At 61.6% G+C, this 20,269-nt stretch carries 17 protein-coding genes; 7 read left to right on the forward strand and 10 right to left on the reverse strand.

The annotated features are described in order from the left end of the window. Positions 1 to 60 precede the first annotated feature (60 nt). From C0Z18_RS21105 to prpF, 3 genes are all read left to right on the forward strand, one after another. Complete coding sequence (locus C0Z18_RS21105) at positions 61 to 1,704, forward strand: acyl-CoA synthetase (protein ID WP_102647374.1); 1,644 nt, start codon at positions 61 to 63, stop codon at positions 1,702 to 1,704. A 78-nt stretch (positions 1,705 to 1,782) separates the two neighbouring features. Next, a complete protein-coding gene (gene acnD, locus C0Z18_RS21110) occupies positions 1,783 to 4,377 on the forward strand; it encodes a Fe/S-dependent 2-methylisocitrate dehydratase AcnD (protein WP_199189510.1) in 2,595 nt (864 codons plus the stop codon). An 18-nt stretch (positions 4,378 to 4,395) separates the two neighbouring features. Further along, positions 4,396 to 5,577, forward strand: coding sequence for a 2-methylaconitate cis-trans isomerase PrpF (gene prpF / locus C0Z18_RS21115; protein WP_102647376.1), 1,182 nt, complete (start codon positions 4,396 to 4,398; stop codon positions 5,575 to 5,577). A gap of 56 nt (positions 5,578 to 5,633) precedes the next feature. On the opposite strand, the gene bamE is transcribed toward prpF, so the two are convergent. Continuing rightward, positions 5,634 to 6,191, reverse strand: coding sequence for an outer membrane protein assembly factor BamE domain-containing protein (bamE, locus tag C0Z18_RS21120; protein ID WP_102647377.1), 558 nt, complete (start codon positions 6,189 to 6,191; stop codon positions 5,634 to 5,636). Between the two features lie 249 nt (positions 6,192 to 6,440). Here bamE and C0Z18_RS21125 point away from each other — a divergent pair, with 249 nt between their 5' ends. Next, positions 6,441 to 6,830 (forward strand): hypothetical protein, encoded by a 390-nt coding sequence (locus tag C0Z18_RS21125; RefSeq protein WP_102647378.1) that lies wholly within the window; start codon positions 6,441 to 6,443, stop codon positions 6,828 to 6,830. A gap of 115 nt (positions 6,831 to 6,945) precedes the next feature. Here C0Z18_RS21125 and ydiJ read toward each other — a convergent pair whose 3' ends face one another. Beyond that, positions 6,946 to 10,044 carry a D-2-hydroxyglutarate dehydrogenase YdiJ gene (ydiJ, locus tag C0Z18_RS21130; protein WP_102647379.1) on the reverse strand — a complete coding sequence of 1,033 codons (3,099 nt, stop codon included), beginning with the start codon at positions 10,042 to 10,044 and terminating at the stop codon, positions 6,946 to 6,948. Positions 10,045 to 10,169: 125 nt separating this feature from the next. Between ydiJ and C0Z18_RS21135 the strand changes: the two genes are divergently transcribed. Next, positions 10,170 to 11,120: a LysR substrate-binding domain-containing protein gene (locus C0Z18_RS21135; RefSeq protein WP_102647380.1), complete on the forward strand. Its 951-nt coding sequence runs from the start codon at positions 10,170 to 10,172 to the stop codon at positions 11,118 to 11,120. A gap of 140 nt (positions 11,121 to 11,260) precedes the next feature. Here C0Z18_RS21135 and C0Z18_RS21140 read toward each other — a convergent pair whose 3' ends face one another. The 4 genes from C0Z18_RS21140 to C0Z18_RS21150 form a co-directional block, all read right to left on the reverse strand. After that, complete coding sequence (locus tag C0Z18_RS21140; RefSeq protein ID WP_102647381.1) at positions 11,261 to 11,641, reverse strand: HepT-like ribonuclease domain-containing protein; 381 nt, start codon at positions 11,639 to 11,641, stop codon at positions 11,261 to 11,263. Then, positions 11,638 to 11,928 (reverse strand): nucleotidyltransferase family protein, encoded by a 291-nt coding sequence (locus C0Z18_RS21145; RefSeq protein ID WP_102647406.1) that lies wholly within the window; start codon positions 11,926 to 11,928, stop codon positions 11,638 to 11,640. The genes C0Z18_RS21140 and C0Z18_RS21145 overlap by 4 nt, the downstream gene beginning before the upstream one ends. Positions 11,929 to 11,976: 48 nt before the next feature. Next, positions 11,977 to 12,198, reverse strand: a complete 222-nt coding sequence (locus C0Z18_RS32760) for a hypothetical protein (RefSeq protein WP_146014063.1) — start codon at positions 12,196 to 12,198, stop codon at positions 11,977 to 11,979. Between the two features lie 226 nt (positions 12,199 to 12,424). Next, positions 12,425 to 13,000: a TetR/AcrR family transcriptional regulator gene (locus C0Z18_RS21150; RefSeq protein ID WP_102647382.1), complete on the reverse strand. Its 576-nt coding sequence runs from the start codon at positions 12,998 to 13,000 to the stop codon at positions 12,425 to 12,427. 136 nt (positions 13,001 to 13,136) lie between these two features. Here C0Z18_RS21150 and C0Z18_RS21155 point away from each other — a divergent pair, with 136 nt between their 5' ends. Beyond that, positions 13,137 to 13,796, forward strand: coding sequence for a glutathione S-transferase (locus C0Z18_RS21155; protein ID WP_102647383.1), 660 nt, complete (start codon positions 13,137 to 13,139; stop codon positions 13,794 to 13,796). Between the two features lie 57 nt (positions 13,797 to 13,853). On the opposite strand, the gene C0Z18_RS21160 is transcribed toward C0Z18_RS21155, so the two are convergent. From C0Z18_RS21160 to betC, 4 genes are all read right to left on the reverse strand, one after another. Further along, on the reverse strand, positions 13,854 to 14,807 hold the full coding sequence (locus C0Z18_RS21160) for a mannuronate-specific alginate lyase (RefSeq protein WP_102647407.1): 954 nt from the start codon (positions 14,805 to 14,807) through the stop codon (positions 13,854 to 13,856). Positions 14,808 to 15,007: 200 nt separating this feature from the next. Beyond that, the gene (locus C0Z18_RS21165) at positions 15,008 to 16,150 is read right to left on the reverse strand and encodes a porin (protein WP_102647384.1); all 1,143 of its coding nucleotides are present in this window, start codon (positions 16,148 to 16,150) and stop codon (positions 15,008 to 15,010) included. A gap of 42 nt (positions 16,151 to 16,192) precedes the next feature. After that, positions 16,193 to 17,161 (reverse strand): choline ABC transporter substrate-binding protein, encoded by a 969-nt coding sequence (locus C0Z18_RS21170; RefSeq protein WP_102647385.1) that lies wholly within the window; start codon positions 17,159 to 17,161, stop codon positions 16,193 to 16,195. Between the two features lie 72 nt (positions 17,162 to 17,233). Continuing rightward, a complete protein-coding gene (betC, locus tag C0Z18_RS21175; RefSeq protein ID WP_102647386.1) occupies positions 17,234 to 18,775 on the reverse strand; it encodes a choline-sulfatase in 1,542 nt (513 codons plus the stop codon). Between the two features lie 715 nt (positions 18,776 to 19,490). Between betC and C0Z18_RS21180 the strand changes: the two genes are divergently transcribed. Then, on the forward strand, positions 19,491 to 20,006 hold the full coding sequence (locus C0Z18_RS21180; protein WP_332888219.1) for a GNAT family N-acetyltransferase: 516 nt from the start codon (positions 19,491 to 19,493) through the stop codon (positions 20,004 to 20,006). The last annotated feature ends 263 nt before the right edge of the window (positions 20,007 to 20,269 follow it).

Consider the following 20,269-nt stretch of genomic DNA (forward strand, 5'->3'; position numbering starts at 1 on the left):
CGGGCCCGCGCGCGATCATGGGCCCGCTATCGCGGTATCGCTAAGGTGGGGAGACAAATCATGAGCACACATATGTACGAAGCGGGCCTCGATAAGAACGCCGCGAACTTCGCGGCACTCACGCCGCTCACGTTCATCGAGCGCGCGGCGAGCGTCTATCCGAACCGTCTCGCCGTCGTGCACGGGGACGTTCGCCGGACCTGGCAGGAGACCTACGCGCGAACGCGCCGCCTCGCGTCGGCGCTCGTCGCGCGCGGCATCAAGCCCGGCGATACCGTCGCGGTCATGCTGCCCAATACCCCTGCCATGGTCGAGGCTCATTTCGGCATCCCGATGATGGGAGCCGTGCTCAATACGCTCAATACCCGCCTGGACGCCGCCACGCTCGCCTTCATGCTCAATCACGGGGAAGCGAAAGCCATACTCGTCGATCGCGAGTTCTCCGATCTGATGCGCTCGGTACTGCCCACGGTGGAGCGACCGATTCTCGTCGTGGATGTGGACGATGCGCTCTATACCGGACCGGGCGAGCGCCTCGGTCAGATAGAGTACGAAGCGTTGCTCGAAAGCGGTGATCCGCAATTCGCTTGGCAGCCGCCGGGCGACGAATGGGACGCCATCAGCCTGAACTACACTTCCGGCACCACCGGCAACCCGAAAGGCGTCGTCTATCATCACCGCGGCGCCTATACGGCCGCGATCAGCGCGATCCTCGAATGGGACATGCCCAAGCACGCCGTCTATCTGTGGACGCTGCCGATGTTCCACTGCAATGGATGGACGTTCCCGTGGGCCGTGGCGGCGCGCGCGGGCGTGAACGTCTGTCTGCGTAAAGTCGATGCGAAAGCGATCTTCGATCTCATTCGCAGCGAGCGCGTCACCCATTATTGCGGCGCGCCGATCGTGCACAACCTGCTCGTGAACGCCCCCGACGAACTCAAGGCGGGCATCTCCCACCGCGTGAGCGCGATGGTGGCCGGGGCGGCACCGCCCGCTGCGCTGATCGAAAGCCTCGAGCGGCTCGGCTTCGAACTCACGCATGTGTACGGTCTCACCGAAGTGTACGGGCCCGCCTCGGTGTGTCCGCAGCAAGAAGACTGGGCAGGCCTCGACATCGGCGAGCGTGCGCGTTTGAATGCGCGCCAAGGCGTGCGCTATCACCTTCAGGACGGCTGCACCGTGCTCGATCCCGACACGATGAAGCCCGTCCCGGCGGACGGCGAAACGATCGGCGAAATCATGTTCCGCGGCAACATCACGATGAAGGGCTACCTGAAAAACCCGACGGCGACGGACGAAGCCTTCCGCGGCGGCTGGTTTCATACGGGCGATCTCGGCGTCACCTACCCCGACGGCTACATCCGCATCAAGGACCGCAGCAAGGACATCATCATCTCGGGCGGCGAAAACATCTCCAGTATCGAGATCGAAGACGTGCTATACCGGCATCCCGCCGTGATGGCGGCGGCCGTGGTGGCCAAGCCCGATCCGCGCTGGGGCGAAACGCCGTGCGCGTTCGTCGAATTGAAGACCGGCGCCACCGTAACCGCCGCCGACTTGATCGCGCATTGCAAGGCGCACCTCGCGGGCTTCAAGGTGCCGCGTGCGATCGAGTTCGTGGAGTTGCCGAAAACCTCCACGGGCAAGATACAGAAATTCGAACTGCGCAAGCTGGCGAAGTCCGTGTCCGCTATCGACGTATGACGCGGCCTGCCTAGCCGCACTATCAACCCTTTCTTTGAGCCCCGCGTGCCCGCGGGGCCGACCTTCGCTCGACGCATGATGAACTCTGACTACCGTAAAGCATTGCCCGGCACCGGGCTCGACTATTTCGACGCGCGCTCGGCCGTGGAAGCGATTTCGAAGGGCGCGTACGATACCCTCCCCTATACGTCGCGCGTCTTCGCGGAAAATCTAGTGCGTCGTTGCGAGCCGTCGCTTCTGACCGATGCGCTCAAGCAATTGATCGAACGCAAACGCGAACTCGACTTTCCGTGGTTTCCGGCACGCGTCGTGTGCCACGACATCCTCGGCCAAACCGCCTTCGTCGATCTCGCGGGTCTGCGCGACGCCATCGCCGCGCGCGGCGGCGATCCCGCGCTCGTCAATCCCGTCGTGCCGACGCAGCTCGTCGTGGACCACTCGCTGGCCGTCGAATGCGGCGGCTTCGACAAGGACGCGTTTGCGAAGAATCGGGCGATCGAAGACCGTCGCAACGAGGACCGCTTCCACTTCATCGATTGGACGAAAAAAGCGTTCAAGAACGTCGATGTCATCCCGCCCGGCAACGGCATCTTGCATCAAATCAACCTCGAGCGCATGAGCCCGGTCGTGCAGGTGCAAGACGGCGTGGCCTACCCCGACACGCTCGTCGGCACCGACTCGCATACGCCGATGGTGGATGCGCTCGGCGTGATCGCCGTCGGCGTCGGCGGCCTCGAGGCCGAGAGCGTCATGCTCGGCCGCGCCTCGTGGATGCGGCTGCCCGATATCGTCGGCGTCCAGTTGACGGGCGAGCGCCAGCCCGGCATCACGGCCACCGATATCGTGCTCGCGCTGACCGAATTCCTGCGCAAGGAAAAGGTCGTATCGGCTTATCTGGAGTTCTACGGCGAAGGTGCCTCGCGACTGACGCTCGGCGACCGCGCGACGATCGCCAACATGGCGCCCGAATTCGGCGCGACGGCGGCGATGTTCTACATCGACGATCAAACGATCCGCTATCTGAAGCTCACGGGCCGCGACGATAAGCTCGTCAAGCTCGTCGAAACGTATGCGAAGGAAGCGGGACTGTGGGCCGATACGCTCTCGCGCGCGCAATACGAGCGCGTGCTGCGCTTCGACCTGTCGAGCGTGACGCGCAATATCGCGGGCCCCTCGAACCCGCACCGCCGCGTACCGACGAGCGAACTCGCCGCGCGCGGCATCAGCGGCAAGGTGGAAAATGAGCCGGGCAAGATGCCGGACGGCGCCGTCATCATCGCCGCCATCACGAGTTGCACGAACACGAACAACCCGCGCAACATGATCGCGGCCGGCTTGCTCGCCCGCAACGCCAATCGGCTGGGGCTCGTTCGCAAGCCGTGGGTGAAGAGTTCGCTGGCCCCGGGATCGAAGGCGGTCACGCTCTATTTGGAAGCGGCCGGCCTCATGCCGGAGCTCGAAAAGCTCGGCTTCGGCGTCGTCGCTTACGCTTGCACGTCGTGCAATGGCATGTCGGGTGCGCTCGACCCCGTCATTCAGAAGGAAATCGTCGATCGCGATCTGTATGCGACGGCCGTACTGTCCGGCAACCGCAACTTCGACGGCCGCATCCATCCCTACGCGAAGCAAGCGTTCCTCGCCTCGCCGCCGCTCGTCGTCGCTTATGCGATCGCCGGCACGATCCGCTTCGACATCGAGAAAGATGCGCTCGGCGTAGATAGCAACGGCAAGCCGATCACGCTGAAGGATCTGTGGCCGTCCGATGAGGAGATCGACGCCGTGGTGGAAGCGAGCGTGAAGCCCGAGCAGTTCCGGCGCGTATACGAACCGATGTTCGCAATCGCCGCGCAGCAAGGGCCGATGGCCGATCCGCTCTACGATTGGCGGCCGCAAAGCACCTACATCCGCCGCCCGCCGTACTGGGAAGGTGCCTTGGCAGGCGAACGCGCCCTGAAGGGCATGCGCGCGCTCGCCGTGCTCGGCGACAACATCACGACCGATCACATCTCGCCGTCGAACGCGATCATGCGCGCGAGCGCGGCGGGCGAGTATCTCGAGAAAATGGGTCTTCCCGAGGAAGACTTCAATTCGTACGCGACGCACCGCGGCGATCACCTGACCGCTCAACGCGCGACGTTCGCCAATCCGACGCTGAAGAACGAGATGGCGGTCGAGAACGGCCAAGTCAAGACGGGCTCGCTGGCGCGTATCGAACCCGAAGGCAAGGTCACCCGCATGTGGGAAGCCATCGAGACGTACATGGAGCGCAAGCAGCCGCTGATCATCATCGCCGGTGCCGATTACGGCCAAGGCTCGTCGCGCGACTGGGCGGCCAAGGGCGTGCGTCTCGCCGGCGTGGAAGCGATCGTCGCCGAAGGGTTCGAGCGGATTCACCGCACCAACCTCGTCGGCATGGGTGTGCTGCCGCTCGAATTCAAACCCGGCACGAATCGCCAAACGCTCGGCATCGACGGTACCGAGACGTTCGACGTGATCGGCGAGCGCACGCCGCGCACCGATCTCACGCTCGTGATCCAACGCAAGAACGGCGATCGCGTCAGCGTGCCGGTGACCTGCCGGCTCGATACCGCCGAGGAAGTTTCGATCTACGAAGCAGGCGGTGTGCTGCAGCGTTTCGCGCAAGATTTTCTGGAATCATCGGCTGCGGCATAACGAAAGGACCACATACGAATGGCTCATTTACCGCAAATCAAGGTGCCCGCCGTCTATATGCGCGGCGGCACCAGCAAGGGCGTATTCTTCCGGCTGCAAGACCTGCCCGAGGCCGCTCAAGTGCCGGGCGCCGCGCGTGACGCTCTGCTCATGCGCGTGATCGGCAGCCCCGATCCCTATGGAAAACATACCGATGGCATGGGTGGCGCGACCTCGAGCACGAGCAAGACGGTCATCATTTCGAAGAGCGCGCGGCCCGATCACGACGTCGATTATTTGTTCGGGCAAGTGTCCATCGATAAGCCTTTTATCGATTGGACCGGCAACTGCGGCAACCTATCGGCCGCGGTGGGACCGTTTGCGATCGCGAACGGTTTGATCGATACCGCTCGCATTCCGCGCGACGGCATCGCGACCGTGCGCATCTGGCAAGCCAACATCGGCAAGACGATCGTCGCGCACGTGCCGATGACGGACGGCGCCGTGCAAGAGACCGGCGACTTCGAACTCGACGGCGTGACCTTCCCCGCAGCGGAAGTCGCGCTCGAGTTCATGGACCCGGCCGCCGACGAAGGCGACGGCGGCGGCGCCATGTTTCCGACGGGAAGCGTCATCGACGACTTGGAGGTCCCCGGCATCGGTACGCTGAAGGCGACGATGATCAATGCGGGCATTCCGACGATCTTCGTCGAAGCCGAGGCGATCGGCTACAAAGGCACCGAGCTTCAAGACGCGATCAATAGCGACGACAAGGCGCTAGCCATGTTCGAGACGATCCGTGCACATGGCGCCTTGCGTATGGGTCTCATCGAACGCTTGGAAGACATCTCCAAGCGACAGCACACGCCAAAGGTGGCCTTCGTCGCGAAGCCGGCCGGCTACGTCGCTTCGAGCGGCAAACAAGTCGGCGCCGCCGATGTCGATCTACTCGTACGCGCCATGTCGATGGGCAAGCTGCACCACGCGATGATGGGCACCGCCGCCGTCGCGATCGGCACCGCGGCCGCGATTCCGGGCACGCTCGTCAACCTGGCGGCCGGCGGCGGCGAGAAAGAGGCCGTGCGATTCGGTCATCCTTCGGGAACGCTGCGTGTCGGTGCGCAAGCGGCCCTCGTCGATGGGCAATGGGTCGTCAAGAAGGCATTGATGAGCCGCAGTGCGCGCGTACTGATGGAAGGTTGGGTGCGCGTGCCGGGTTGAGCGCGGGCTAGCGTCTATTCCGAGGGCCCATCGTTCGACGACGGGGCCCTCCGCAATCAACGCCCCCGCAAGATATCCGAGCGCGACATCGTATACACGTGCCCCGACGCATCGAAGTGCACGTTGAAAAACGCATCGCCCGATACGCCGCCTTCCTGCCACTTCCAACTCCACACCGTTTCCGGCTTCAAGCGATAAACGCTCACCTCGCCCGGCTTGCCGAGCAGTTCGCGCACTTCGGCTTGCGTCATTCCGATCCGCACCTTCGCGAAGTTTTCCGCGGTCAGCACCTGGGTGACCGCGGCGAGCTTGCCGTTCGGGTCGATATCCACCATGTACGTCGTCGTGCCTTGCGGCCCGCGCGGGTACTCGAGGCGCTTGGAGCCGTCCGGGCGCGTGCGCTCCGTCTCGGGCGCCCCCATTTGATCGAGAACTTGCGCCTCGGTGGCCACGCCCGGCGTGAGCCCTCGCAATAGCCACGCATCCGGCTTGATCGCGTTCAGGAACGCTTTGAGTTTTCCCATCGCAAGCTCGCCTTCACGATCGTCGCATGCCGTCAGCGCGAGCGATGCGCACAGGCAAGCCGTCATCAACAGTCCGGGTTTGGTTCTCATCTGTCATCCACAACATCGCGGCATCGCTCGGGCGATGGATGCGCAAGCATAGCGCACCGGCACGCTTAACGTCCCCTCCCATTCTCAAGAATTGGAGAGGCGTAGATCGTGTGTCGCCGCCGGCATACACGTAAGCGATTCGTCACACGGCTTACGTTTTGTCACTAGAGCAGGGTCAACTCGCGTCGTCGCGCCAACGTTAAACCGGCAGCGCTGAACTTTCTCAGCCGCCCTACAAGGAGTTCACACATGAAGACGATGTTCGCCGCTCTCGCTTCCGCCCTGCTCGTTTCGACGGCTTTCGCACAAACCGCCGCACCTGCACCGTCCACCAACGCTGCAACGAGCGCCTCGGCTTCGGCGCCGGCCGGCCAAGCCAACCTGAAAGCCAGCACCGCGGTAAAAAGCGACACGTTGAAGGCCGATACGGCTTCGACCGATGCCGCTACGGCAAACGAGAAAGCGTCCACGAAGGAACACACGGCTAAGAAATCGGCAGCGCACGCGAAGAAGATGCACGCGCACAAGATGAGCAAGAAGAACGAAGGCGCCGCAGCCGGCGCGGAGAAGAACGATACGTCGGCAAAGGCCGATTCGAAGGCTGATACGAAGGCCGATACGGCCACGAAGGCGCAGTAAGGCCAACGGGCTAAGGCAGCTACCGGCACGCTGCTCTATAACGCCGGAGATGCCTTTAGGGCGGGCCTGCGGGCTCGCCCGTTTTTGCGTGTCGAGTTTGCGTATCGAATCGAGGTTAGCGACCGATAACGTCGAGCAGCGCCTCGATCGGATGACGTAGCCGGCGCCCGCGCAAACGGCTTACTTGGCAGCGGCACGAATAGCCCGTCGCGAGTAGCTCGGAGCGTTCGGCGCCGCCCGTATGCCGGGGCTCGCTTGGCGAGCACCATGCGTCCACGTGCCGGGCCCAAGACTGATCGAATATCGTCTTCGACGTTTCGACGTTGCGTGCCTCGTGTCCGTATGTTCCCGACATTCCGCAACAACCGCTCGCGACTGCCGTCAGCGCGACGCCCGCGCGTGCGAACACGTCCGCCCACAGGGCCGTCGCCGCGGGCGCATTGGTGCGCTCCGTGCAATGCGGCAGCAAGCGATATGCGATCGATAGACGTTTCGCTCGTTCGTCTTCGATGTGAAGCGAAACCTTGTCCCACTGCACGACGTCGTTCAACCATTCTTGCGGGAGCATGACGTCCGGACAGTTTTCGCCCCCATCCGTCTTTCGATACTCTTGCCGATACACGAGCGTCATCGCCGGGTCCAGGCCGACGAGCGGCACACCGAACTGAGCGATCGCACTCAGCCGCGCCGTGTTTCGTTTCGCGGCGAGCCCGAAAGCGCGTAAGAAACCTTGGACGTGCAGCGGTTTACCGTTAGGCATGTATGGTGCAAGGAACACGCGGTACCCGAGCCGTGCCGCCAGTTCGACGAAAGCGGCCAACACCTGTGATTCGAAAAATCGCGTGAATGCATCTTGTACGAAGACGACGCTGCGCGCGCGCTCCTCTTCAGTGAGTGCGCCCAAACGCTCCGCCGTAGCCGGCTCGACGCGCCATCGCCGCACCACCGCTGTCCACGAAAAGCCACTCAGCAACGGCGCGTCGACGATACCCGCAAGCCGGTGCAGCGCTGCTTTCACCGGCCGCGCGCGCATCAACGCGTTATAGACGTAGCGCCCACCGGGAACCTTCTCGACAAACGGCACGCTGAACTCGAGCGATCCGATCAAGTAGTCTCGCGGCGAGCGTGCATAGCGCGTGTGGTAGCGCTCGAGAAAACGCGCGCGAAACTCCGGTACGTTGACCTTCACCGGACATTGCCCCGCGCACGACTTGCACGCGAGGCAACCCGCCATCGCCGCATAAACTTGATGCGAGAAGTCGTCTTGCGCACGACGCCAGCGCAAGCGATTGGCGATCTTGACCGGCAGCGCCGCGCTCTTGGGCGCCGCGGTCAAATCTGCGCCCGCCTCGCCTTGCAGACGAAGCCACTCGCGCATCAGCGATGCGCGCCCCTTCGGCGAATGAACGCGCTCGCGCGTCGCCTTCCATGAAGGACACATCGCGTCGTCGGGATCGAAGTTGTAGCAGGCCCCATTGCCGTTGCAATGCACCGCATCGGCGTTCGCGCGCCACACGCGTTCGTCGATCCGACTATCGGCCTCACCGCGCATCGCCACCTTGTCGATGCGCAGCAATGCTGCGCCGCTGCCCGCGGGCGTCGCGATCTTCCCGGGATTGAGTTGGTTCTCGGGATCGAATGCCGCCTTGAGCGTTTGCAAAGCGGGATACAACGGGCCGAAATATTCGGGCACGTACTCCGAGCGCACCCCCTTTCCGTGTTCGCCCCAGAGCAAGCCGCCATACTTCATCGTCAATGCAGTCACGGCATCCGAGATGGGCCGAACGAGCGCCGCTTGCCGAGGATCGCGCATGTCGAGCGCGGGCCTGACGTGCAGCACCCCCGCATCGACATGGCCGAACATGCCGTAGCGTAATCCCATGCCGTCGAGGAGCGCGCGGAATTCGGCGATGTAATCGGCGAGATGCTCCGGCGGCACGGCCGTGTCTTCCACGAACGGTTGCGGCCTGCTTTCGCCGCTGACGTTACCGAGCAGCCCCACCGCGCGCTTGCGCATCGCATAGACGCGGCTGACGGCCGCCTCGCCGTCGGCGATCGTGACGGCTAGTCTGCGTACCGGGCTGTCCGCCTCGAGATATTCGACGAAAGCGGACACCCGCGCGCGCACTTCGCAGGCATCGTCGCCGCTGAACTCCACCAAATTGATGCCCCCAGCGCCATCCACTGCGCCATCGACTTCAGGCAAGTACTCGGCCACGTTTCGCCAAACGATATCGTGGCGCGCCAGCGCCAGCACCGTGGAGTCCACTGTCTCGATCGATAGCGGCCGGTGTGCCATGAGCGGTTGCGCGTCGCGCAGCGCGTCCATGAAGCTCGCGTAACGGATATTGACCAGGGCGGTATGCGCGGGAATCGGCAATACGTTCAGCGTCGCCTCGACGACGAAGCCGAGCGTGCCTTCCGAGCCGCATAACACGCTGTTGAGATCGAAGCGGCCGCTGTCATCGCGCAGATGGGCCAAATCGTAGCCCGTCAAACACCGATTCAATCGAGGGAAGCGGTCGCGAATCAAACCGGCTTGGGTTTCGCTGATGTCTTTCGCCGCACGGTAGACCCGCCCAACGGTATCGTCACGCGCGCACAAACGGTCCAATTCGGCCGAATCCACGGGGCGGCTAGAAAGACGTTGCCCGCCGATCAAAACGGATTCAAGCGCCTTCACGTGATCGCGCGTCTTGCCATAGGTGCAGCTACCCTGCCCGCTCGCATCGGTGCTGATCATGCCGCCGATCGTGGCCCGGTTCGAGGTGGACAGCTCCGGTGCGAAGAAGAGGCCGTGCGGTCTAAGCGCGGCATTGAGTTGGTCTTTGACCACGCCGGCCTCGACACGCGCCGTTCGGGCCTGTGCGTCGATGGAAACGATGCGGTTCATATGGCGAGACAAGTCGACGACGAGGCCGTCCGTCAACGATTGCCCGTTGGTACCCGTACCGCCGCCGCGCGGCGCCACCGTGACTTGACGAAATCGGGGGCGACCGAGCAATTCCGCCACCCGCTGCACGTCCCGCGCATGACGAGGAAACACCGCGCCCTTCGGATAGCGCTGATAGATCGAATTATCGGTCGAGAGCACCGCGCGCGCGGCTTGGCTGCGATCGATATCGCCCTCGAACCCCGACGCCAGCAGCTCGGCGAAAAAACTCGCGTGAAGACGGTCAACGGAATCGTCGGCGGGCAGGCGGGAAATCGTCATCGATGAGTGGCTCCGGGTTTCGATCCATGTAGACTCTGCATGGATTCCCTATACCCGGCCGATTTTCCGCGCGCGTATCAATGCCCACAAGCGGAAGTTGATTGGGATATTCATGAGTTTTATGAATGAACTACCGCAAACTGACTCCATCGATGTCACTGCTTCTAGCTTTCGAAGCCTCCGCGCGGCATCAAAGCTTCACGCGCGCGGCCGAAGAGCTCTCGTTGACGCAAAGCGCCGTTAGCCGCCAGGTACAAACGCTCGAGGCCATGCTCGGGGTGGCCCTGTTCCTACGAGACGGCAAACGCATCGTCCCGACCGACGCGGGCCGGGCTTACATGACCGAGTTGGGCGCGGCTTTGACGTTGATACGCAATGCAACCTTGCAAGCGCTTGCTTCCGAGTCGCGCGGCAGGCACCACTTGCGCGTGGCGACGTTGCCGACGTTCGGCGCCAAGTGGCTGCTGCCGCGGCTGCATCGGCTATATCGCGAGCATCCCGATCTGCAGATCGATTTGCATTCGAGGATCGAGGACGTCGATTTTTCGACTCAGCCTCTCGATGCGGCCATCGCGGTGGGGGACGGCCGGTGGCCCGATGTGGTGGCGCACCGCCTTTACGCGGAGCAACTGGTGCTGATCGGCAGCCCTACCGTATTCGCGGCGACACGCAAACCGCGGCGCGGTGCGCGCGCTCGAGCGCAGGTGCCTGGCGACACGCAGCGCCCCACCATCGATAGGCTCGAAGGCTTGACGCTGCTGCGCGTGGGCAGCTTCCCCGATGCTTGGCGCGAATGGTGCGCGCATTTCGGCCTACCGCCGAATGCGCTGCGTCTCGGCCCGAGCTTCGAGTTGACTTCGCATTTGATACAAGCCGTCATCGCCGAAATCGGCGTGGGGCTCGTTCCGCGCATGCTCGTTGAAGACGAGTTGAACGACGGCCGGCTATGCAGCCCGTTCGCTCCGGTGCCGAGTTCTCGCTCCTACTACTTCGTCTATCCGGAACGCACGCGGCATCACCCCGCGTTGATCGCATTTCGAGAGTGGGTTTTGCGGGAGTTGGCTGCATCGGAATGACACGCGGCCACAAAGCTGCAGGTCTTGAAACTGGTCCGGAGGCCGTTGTTCCCTCGTCTTCTTCCCTCTGTGCCGGCACGTGGCTCGCGCTTTCGTGTAACCCGGACTCCGCCGGCTTTTTCTCGTCACATGCGAGGACGCTACGCAGCCGGCCGGTCCTTCGCATTCAGTTCGTCCAACAAACCTTGCACGGTCGCACGCATGGCTGGAAGGTCGTTCTTGAGCGTATCCCAAACCAGATCAAGGTCAACCTTGAAATAGTCGTGGGCGATGGCGCTACGCATTTCGTAACTCCCGCGCCATTCGACTTCAGGATGCGCGTCGCGAAACTCCCGGTGGTGTTTTGTCACCCGGTTGCTGGCCTCGCCAACGATTTCAATATTGCGCACCACCGCGTCAACCAAAAGCTGGTTCGCTACGAAAGCCTCCTTGGGCATATCGCCGATATAACCCTCGATCCGGGTGATCGCCTCGACAATGTGGCCGAGATAATCCGGCAACCGCGGTTCCTTACTGCTCATACCGGTTGAGCCTCCGCAATCACCATCGCTTTGAACTTGTCCGGCAGCGCATTGGGCGTCAATACATCCACGTGTACCCCCAATAGATCGGCAAGCTTGTAACGGATTGCCCCTAGGTTCAGCAACGTCATTCCAGGTTTAGGCTCGACGAGCAGATCGAGGTCGCTTTCTTCCGTATCTTCGCCGTGCAGCACCGAGCCGAATACGCGAGCGTTGGTCGCCCGGTTCTCCTCGACGATCTTGCGTATCTCCGCGCGATGCGCGTTCAGTGCGACAGAAGGCTTCACAAAAATCTCCAAGTACGAGATTCAGCATGGTACGCAATGCGTACCATTTCAAGGATGTTTTGCGCGCTTGCCAGGTTTCTCTTGGACCAAACGTTCGATTGCAGCCCGCGACAGATTCGGCAAGGTTCGATGATCTTGCGACGTTTCTGGCATACGGTAGGTTTTCAAGGCGCGCGGGCTGATACCGCTCGCCCCCGCAAGTTCGTCCCACGTCAGGCCGAGAGCGTCCTTAGCTCGACGCAAAAATGCTTGCTGGAGACATTTTTCCATGTGGAAATACACTCCTGCTATTGATACGCGCTGCGTACCATCATAGCACTGGACAATGCGGTTCGCGATGCTGCCCGGTCGCCTCCGCGAAGAGGTAAGTTTGCGAGGCGCGGTCACCGACAGCTCAAAGGCACGCTGCGTCCGCGGCAGCATTTTGGTTGCGAGGAGAACAACCCGGCTCGATCTCGGTGAGGTCGAGAGCATCCGTCTCCAGCCCAATGCCCCACTACGCCGGCAACAAGCCCGCTTTTCGATAACCCTTCACGAGCGCATCGTAAAGCGCGACATCCGAACGGCTTCTAGCGACGAGTTGCGCGCCGGCGATCGCCGCAAAGATCGCGCGCGCCCGCTGTTCGCTCTCCTTGGTATCCACCACCTGCGCCGCGACTAGCATCTTGGCGAGCCATGCGACATTGACTTCGCCGAACGTCAGCACTTCGTGCGTAACGACCTCCGGCAAGTCATCGATTTCGGCGGCCATGAAGCTGCATAGGCAAATCCGGTTTCCGGACTCGAGCGCCTGGCGGAATATCTCCGGGTAGTGACGCAAGGACGACAGCGGGTCTTTCGACTTCCGCGCCATTTCCTCGAGCGCCGCTTGCGTATTCTCCCAGTACCGCCGTGCCACGGCGGCCCCTAGATCGGCCTTGCTTTCGAAGTGGTGATAGATGCTTGCGGCTTTGATGCCGACCTCATCGGCCAGCCCTCGAAAGTTCAGCCCACCATAGCCGTGCGCCTGCGCGATCCGTGTGGCGGCTTCCAAAATTCGCTCTCTCGAGTTCGTGCTCGCGTCTTTCGTCACTGCTCGCGCCTCCGAAGTCCAATCCAGGGTGTTGACAGCCGAGATTATACCTTCTATGTTTACCCTAACGAACGTTAGGTAGGCCAATCGATCGGCGACGTTCGCTATTGAACTCAACGCACTTGGAGTGCCGTCGATGAAGATTTACGATTTCCCGAAAGGCCCATACCCCACTCGCGTGCGAATCGCACTCGCCGAAAAAGACATGCTGTCGCGAGTCGAGTTCGTCATGGTCGATCTCTATGAAGGCGAGCACAAACGGCCCGAATTCATTGCCGCCAAGAACTACTCCGGCACCCTACCGGTACTCGAGTTGGATGACGGAACCTGTATCGGCGAATGCACGGCCATCACCGAGTATCTCGACGCGCTCGACGGCACGCCTAAACTCACGGGCAACACCCCGCTCGAGAAAGGCCTCATCCACATGATGACCAAACGCGCAGAGATCGAATTGCTCGATGCGGTCAGTGTCTATTTCCATCACGGCACGCCGGGGCTGGGACCGAAGGTCGAGCTCTACCAGAACCCCGAGTGGGGGTTCCGTCAACGCGATAAAGCGGTCAGAGGCATGCGCTATTTCGATACCGTCTTGAGCCGCCAGCCGTATGTCGCGGGCGAGGCGTTTTCAATGGCCGATATTGCCGTGATCGGCGGCTTGCTGTTTGCGTCGCTCGTCGAGTTGCCGGTGCCGGATGAATGCGAGGCGCTGCGCGGCTGGTACGCGAAAATGCTACGGCGTGAAAGCGTCCGGCGCCAACCGGCGTTTTCGGGATTGCCGGTCGCCGTCTGTTAAGGACGCGGGCTCGCGCGGCTCACCTCACAAAGCATTTCCGTTCACCGTTACCCGGACTCACAACGGCGCACCCCAAGCCTGCGTGACGTTGCCGCCGAGCCGCCACTCTTTGAGCGGCCGGCGCGGCCCGATGAGCGCGGGCAAGCGCGCATCCCTGAATCGCGCGTAATACGGCTCCATCCAAGACAACTCGTCTTGGAAGGTCCAAGGAAACAGATCCTGTTTGATCGGCGTGATTTTGGCGAAGCTGGCAGGGTCTTCGACGGCATCGATGACCAAGTTTGCCAGCCGGCCGATCGCACCGCTATTTTCCCGATAGAGATCGATACGGCGCTGCTGCACCAATTCGGCAGCGAATACGAGTGGGATAAGCGCGAACGTGTGATAGTGGAGCGCTCGATCGCCGCGCTTCACCTCCCTCGCCAGCGCGCCGTCGGGGCCGATATCCCGTATCCCTTCGCGAACGCGAAGCAGGCCCGAATCGATTAAGGTGGCGCTGTTGGTGACGGTGCCGATCGCGATCAGATTCAACCCGGCCCAGTAAACCAAATTGTTGTGCAAGTGATTGATCGCTTCGGCATCGCGCGTGGCAATCGCAATCCGCTCGAGCCACGGATTGATTGCATCGAACGTCACATGATGTTCGGCGCGAAATTCAGGGGGCATACGAAGTATCACCATCGCGAAATCCGCTCCGGCCCACGAACGCTCGTAGTAGCCCTGATACCCCGAGATATGTCCCATCAGCGCATCGGCCTTCGCCCAACTGTTCAGTAAGCTCAGTGCGCACACCCAATCGGCCTTGTCGGCGGCGCCGTTGAGCCGCGCGATGAAGTCCCGCATGGGCTTCACGTCGCGCGCGTAGCCGGCCGCATCGTCGTAGAAGCCGGGCGGGTCGATCGTCTGGACGGGAGCCGGGATCTCGCACGCACGCGCGGGCTGCATGACACCCACCGTCGCCAGCGCAGTCAGCAAAATAGCGATAAACCTTCTAGCGGATACGTAAGGCATGCGGGCCTCGGTCGTCACGATTGCAATGGAGATAGGCGCTGATCAACACGTCGATGACCTTGTGCGCGCAACATTGTACGGGGCGATGAATCATCCGTGACCGGCTGTTGCCGTAGGCCATAGCACGGGGACTCTCCAATAAAAAAACGGCGGGTCGTGTCTACAACACGCCCGCCCAAGTACGACGAGGAGTCAAATCGTCAAAAGGAATGCCGCATGCCAATGCGAATATCGGCCTGCGTGGCTGTGCTAGAGGGCGCGAAGCTGTAGCCGATCACCGCATTGACCCCGTTCGATGCTTTCAAGTAGTCGCCCGAGATATAAACGTCGGTACGCTTCGACAAAAGATAGTGCAGCCCCGCCGACACTTGATTCCAATGGTGGCCTTCGAAGTGCGTGTACTGATAGCCCGCATCGACGGTAAATGCCGGCGTCATGCTCCATGACGCCCCGCCCTCGCCGACGTGCATGTGCGAGGACTGGCCGAACGCCTTGATCGTCGTGTAGGAGTAATTTCCCCTCAGCGTGACGGGACCGAGTGCATAGCTCGCCCCCACCCCGAAGGTACCTTGTTTGTCTACGGGAAATGCCGAATTCGAATACAAGTCGGTCACGGCCCCCGTGGCGGGATCGACGCTCACCGTGGGTTGCCCGAGGAAAGTACGCGTCCCGATCATCGCGTAAGGATCGAACGCATAGATCCCGCTCGGATTGTTCAATTGGGTGTAAGCCGTGCCCATCGTAAAGCCGCCGTGCGCATAATGCGCCCCGACGCTATAGGCGCTGCCCTGATGGAAATTGCCCGCGACGTTGCCGAACGACCACATCGCGCCGAACTTGAATCCGTCGATCTCATTCGACATGAACTGGACCGAGTTCGGCAGGCGGTCGCCGTTGAACCGATCGAAGTCGCCTTGGTGAATCGCATAGCCGCTCGCCCAGGCCGAGATGTTGTATAGAAAGACCATCTCCTCGGTCATATCCAACTGATTGCCGAACGAAACGGTGCCCCATGGGCTCGACAACCCGACATACGCCTGCCGCCCGAACTCCGACCCACCGAATGCGAGACGGCCGGTGCCCAGCTTGAATCCGCTTTCGAGTGCGAAGACGGCCGACAAACCGTTGCCCAAATCCTCGGTTCCTTTGATTCCCCACCGGTTGCCGTACGAAATGCCGTCGTCGAATCTGACGGCGTGCGAACCGCCGGTATTGCTGACGTAGGTGATACCGGCATCGAGAATGCCGTACAGCGTCACGCTGCTTTGAGCATGACTGACAGCAGGCGAACAGGCGAGCGCGAGCGCCACGCCCGACAGAATCGGGGTGCGTAATGCTTTCATGATGATGGTCTCTTTTTGGGCTGCGGTGGGTGTCGGTCGAAATTAGTCGCCGGCAAGCGCGCTATTCACTGCCTGTAAGCCGTTCGCCCCGCTCGCGGTCGTTACGCCTTCAAGCCATGGTTCGAGTAACTTCGGGTGGGCCTTCAATGCATCGCGTGCGGCGGCGGTCGCGCTCATCTTTTTCTGCAGCACGTTCGCGATGATTTGATTCTCGAGGTCGACGTCAAAGGTCATCTGCTTGAATAGACGTCCGAGATTCGTGCATTCGTTCGCGAAGCCGGTTCTCGTGACGGTATTGACCGTCGCGCCGCCGTAGTTCGGACCGAAATACGCATCCCCACCCGACAAGTAGGTCAAGTGGAATTCCGTATTCATCAGATGCGGCTCCCAGGCGAGAAAGACGATCCAGCGCTTATCACGCACCGCGCGCGCGACCTGCGTCAGCATGCCCGTCTCGCTCGAGGCGACCAGCTTCCAATTGCCTAGCCCGAAGGCCTTGTCGCCGATCATCTTCGAGATGTTTTGATTGGCCGGCGCGCCGGGCTCGATGCCGTAGATCCTGTCGTCGAACTTGTCGGCGTACTTGGCCAGATCGGCGAACGTATGCACGCCGGCAGCCGCGACGTAATCGGGCACCGCGAGCGTGAACTTCGCGTTGGTCAAATTGGCGTGCAGCACGTCGATCGCATGGCTATCGACGAAGGGCTTCACGAGCGGGCCTTGCGCAGGCATCCAATTGCCGAGGAATACGTCGATCTGGCCTTTCTTCAGGCCTTCGTACGTGATAGGCACCGATAGATTAGCCACGCTTTGGCGGTAGCCGAGCGCGCCCAGCACCACGCCGGCCATCGCATTCGTGGCGTCGATATCCGTCCAACCGGGATCGGCCATACGAACTTGCGTGCAACTACCGGGATCGGCGGCACGCGCGGCGGCCCAGGGCATGATCGCCGCCGCCGATAAAACGGCGGCTATCAAGCGCCGGGATAGGTGGTGCTTGCTTTGTTTCATAGCCCACTCCTGTGTGGTTGATTAGCTAGGATTCGACTTCGGTCTCTTTGCGCAACGGCACCGCCCGCTCGGTCATTCGTGCGTGACACGCGGGAATCGCGCCATCGCCTCGAGCGTGTCGAGCTCGATGTGGTTCCGCATGTAGCGCTGGCCGGCGTCGATGAACGGCTGCCAGTCCCACGATCGAATGTGGCCTTGCGTCGTCGCGGCATAGTGGAAACGGCGGCGGCGTTGGCTCGCCAGCACCTCCTGATGCAGGGCATCGAGATTCCATCGTCGGCGTACTTCCGCCCGGAAATCTTCCACTGTCTTCGCGTGGGCCGGATCGCTCGCGAGGTTCTTGAGTTCTTGCGGGTCGGCGTCGAGATCGAATAGCTGATCGGGGTCGGCCGGCGTGTGAATGAATTTGTAGGCGCCGCGGCGAATCATGACGATCGGGGCGATCGCACCCTCGGCCAAGTATTCGCCGAACGTCTCGTCGTGTCCGCCCTCTGCCTGCAAGTGCGGCACGAGGCTGCGTCCGTCGATGGGATCGGGCCATGCGGTCTCTCGTGTTCCCGTGGCGAGTTCGACGAGCGTCGGCAGCAAATCGATCGTCGAAACGCTGGCCTTGATTCGGTGCGAACCGTACGCTTTCGGCGCATGCACGATCAACGGCACGCGGGCCGCGTTCTCGAAGAACGTCATCTTGTACCAAAGGCCGCGCTCGCCCAGCATGTCCCCGTGGTCGGACGTCACGATCACGATCGTATCGTCGGCCAATCCCGTCGCGGCCAACGTGTCGAGAATCGCGCCGAATTGCGCGTCCACATAAGACAGCGCCCCGTAGTAGGCACGGCGGGCGTTACGGATTTGCTGATCCGTGGGGGGCGTGCGGTCGTTTTCGCAAACGTGCCGCAACCGCCGCGAATGCGGATCGCTCTCGCTTGGATTCAGCGTCGTGCACGGCATATCGATTTCGTCATCGCGATAAAGATCCCAATACGCCGAGGGAATCGCATAGGGATCGTGCGGATGGGTGAGCGAAGCCACGACGCAAAACGGTCGCGCGTCGGTGCCCGCTTGCTTCTCGCGCGCGATATCGTAGAGTTTTTGCCGCACGGTGAACGTCACCTCGTCGTCGAAGTCGAGTTGATTGGTCCGCACGCATGGGCCGGCCTCGAGCACCGAACTCATGTTGTGGTACCAGCTCGGACGGACTTCGGGCCGATCCCAGTCGGGCACCCAGCCGAAATCGGCCGGATAGATGTCGGTCGTGAGACGCTCTTCGAAGCCATGTAATTGGTCCGGTCCGCAAAAATGCATCTTGCCGGAGAGGACCGTGCGGTATCCAACGGCGCGCAAATAATGGGCAAAAGTGAGGGTTTGCGCCGCGAATTCGGCGGCGTTGTCGTAAGCACCGATCTTCGATGGAAGCTTTCCGGCCATGAAGGCGAAGCGCGAAGGCGCGCATAGCGGGCTCGCGCAGTAGGCGGAATCGAACACCACGCCGTCGCGCGCCAACGCGTCGATGCGCGGTGTCTTCGACACGGTATTGCCGTAGACGCGCAGCGACGAAGGCGTCAATTGATCGGCCATCAAGACAAGGATATTTTTTCCGGTATTGGGCTTCATGAAGTCGATGATTGCGATGCGTTGGAGGCGTTGCGGCCGCCGGCGCTTTGCCGCGGTGCAACCGAGGCTTTAGCCTCTGCGCGAGATCGCGGCTCGAGCGGCGTGTGACGCCAATATGTCCACCCACAATTCGCGTGTGAAGACGGCCGGGATTTATGGGCCCATAAGGGGGGCTTATGTCTGGAGATATTTCCCCGGCTCAATTGGCGGGATGGGTTGCGCGGTTGGGGCGCGGTCGCCGGGTGAAATCGGGCTGATATTGACTGGTCCCGGACGCGGCGATGGGCTATGGGGATAGATGGGACGCGAGCAGAAACCGACATAGGCGCTCAACCTGGATGCCCTCGAGATTCCGGCTCTTTGGTACCCGAAGCGTTTTGACGGTTCTTGTGAATGTTGCCGAACGACCCGAACCAGTCAGTCGTTTACACCGCAAGCGGATGTTGACGTTAGCTGTCGGCAGTATGCTCGCAGAGAACGGAAACGGCACCGGCGCACGTTAATTCGATTATTGACAGTGGTTTTTGCGGTAGGCATTATGCCCCGATGAACCGCGACAAATACGAATCGATGATGCGTACCTCGACCGCTGATGGCGGTTCGTGGGAGCCGACGTTCATATAAAACTCGCGCCATTCCCAACGGCCCCGCCAGTGAAGGACGGGGCGCATTACATCATCGCTCCGGCCGCGCTGGCCTACTTAGGAGCGAATCAATGCAGCAGATCCACTACCCGAAAGCGGGGTGTCGCGGCATGATTGCCATCCGAAAAGCGACGCGCTCTGACGCGCATGACGCATGGTATATCCGCAGAGATGCATTACTTGATAAATGCGCGAGCGATTACCCTGGGACGGTTCTCGCTGCCTGGACCGACGGTGCGCCCGGCGAAAAGTGGACCAATCTGGTCGAACGCGGCTTCTATGTTGCGACTGAGAACGTTGCTGTCGTCGCAACGGGCATGCTCACGGTTGCTACGGGCCAGATCGATGCGATCTTCGTCCGGCCATCGCACATGGGGTTAGGTGTCGGACGACGAATGATGGATTTCCTTGAGAACCTTGCTCGCCAGCATGGTGTAACTACCATGAGACTTGATGCAACGCTCAACGCCGCCCCCTTCTATCGTCGCTGCGGCTGGGCTGGCGAAACTATTGGGACTTATCGATCCCCGCGCGGGATTGAACTGGCTTGTGTCCCAATGACGAAGACAGTTGGCGTCGCAACATGAGGAAGGTCGCATCGGTTTGTCGTCTCTTCAGGGCACAGCGTCGCCGGTAGCCATTGCTCGCAATGGCCGCCGGGGTATAGCGAGCAACAATGCCGGATTGGCGACGATTTTGGCTACGGTATTGACTGACCGTTCCTGGCCGAGATTTGTCAGTGTGCCCCTCTGTGGCACTCGTCGCCAATAGGAATCAGCTAGCCCGACGTGTCGCCCGCGCGTGCCAGCGCATTCCGCACAGCCCGAGCGAGTTCATCGAGTCGATACGG

Origin of the sequence: Trinickia dabaoshanensis, from assembly GCF_002879885.1 — a bacterium.
In the GTDB taxonomy this organism is placed as follows: domain Bacteria; phylum Pseudomonadota; class Gammaproteobacteria; order Burkholderiales; family Burkholderiaceae; genus Trinickia; species Trinickia dabaoshanensis.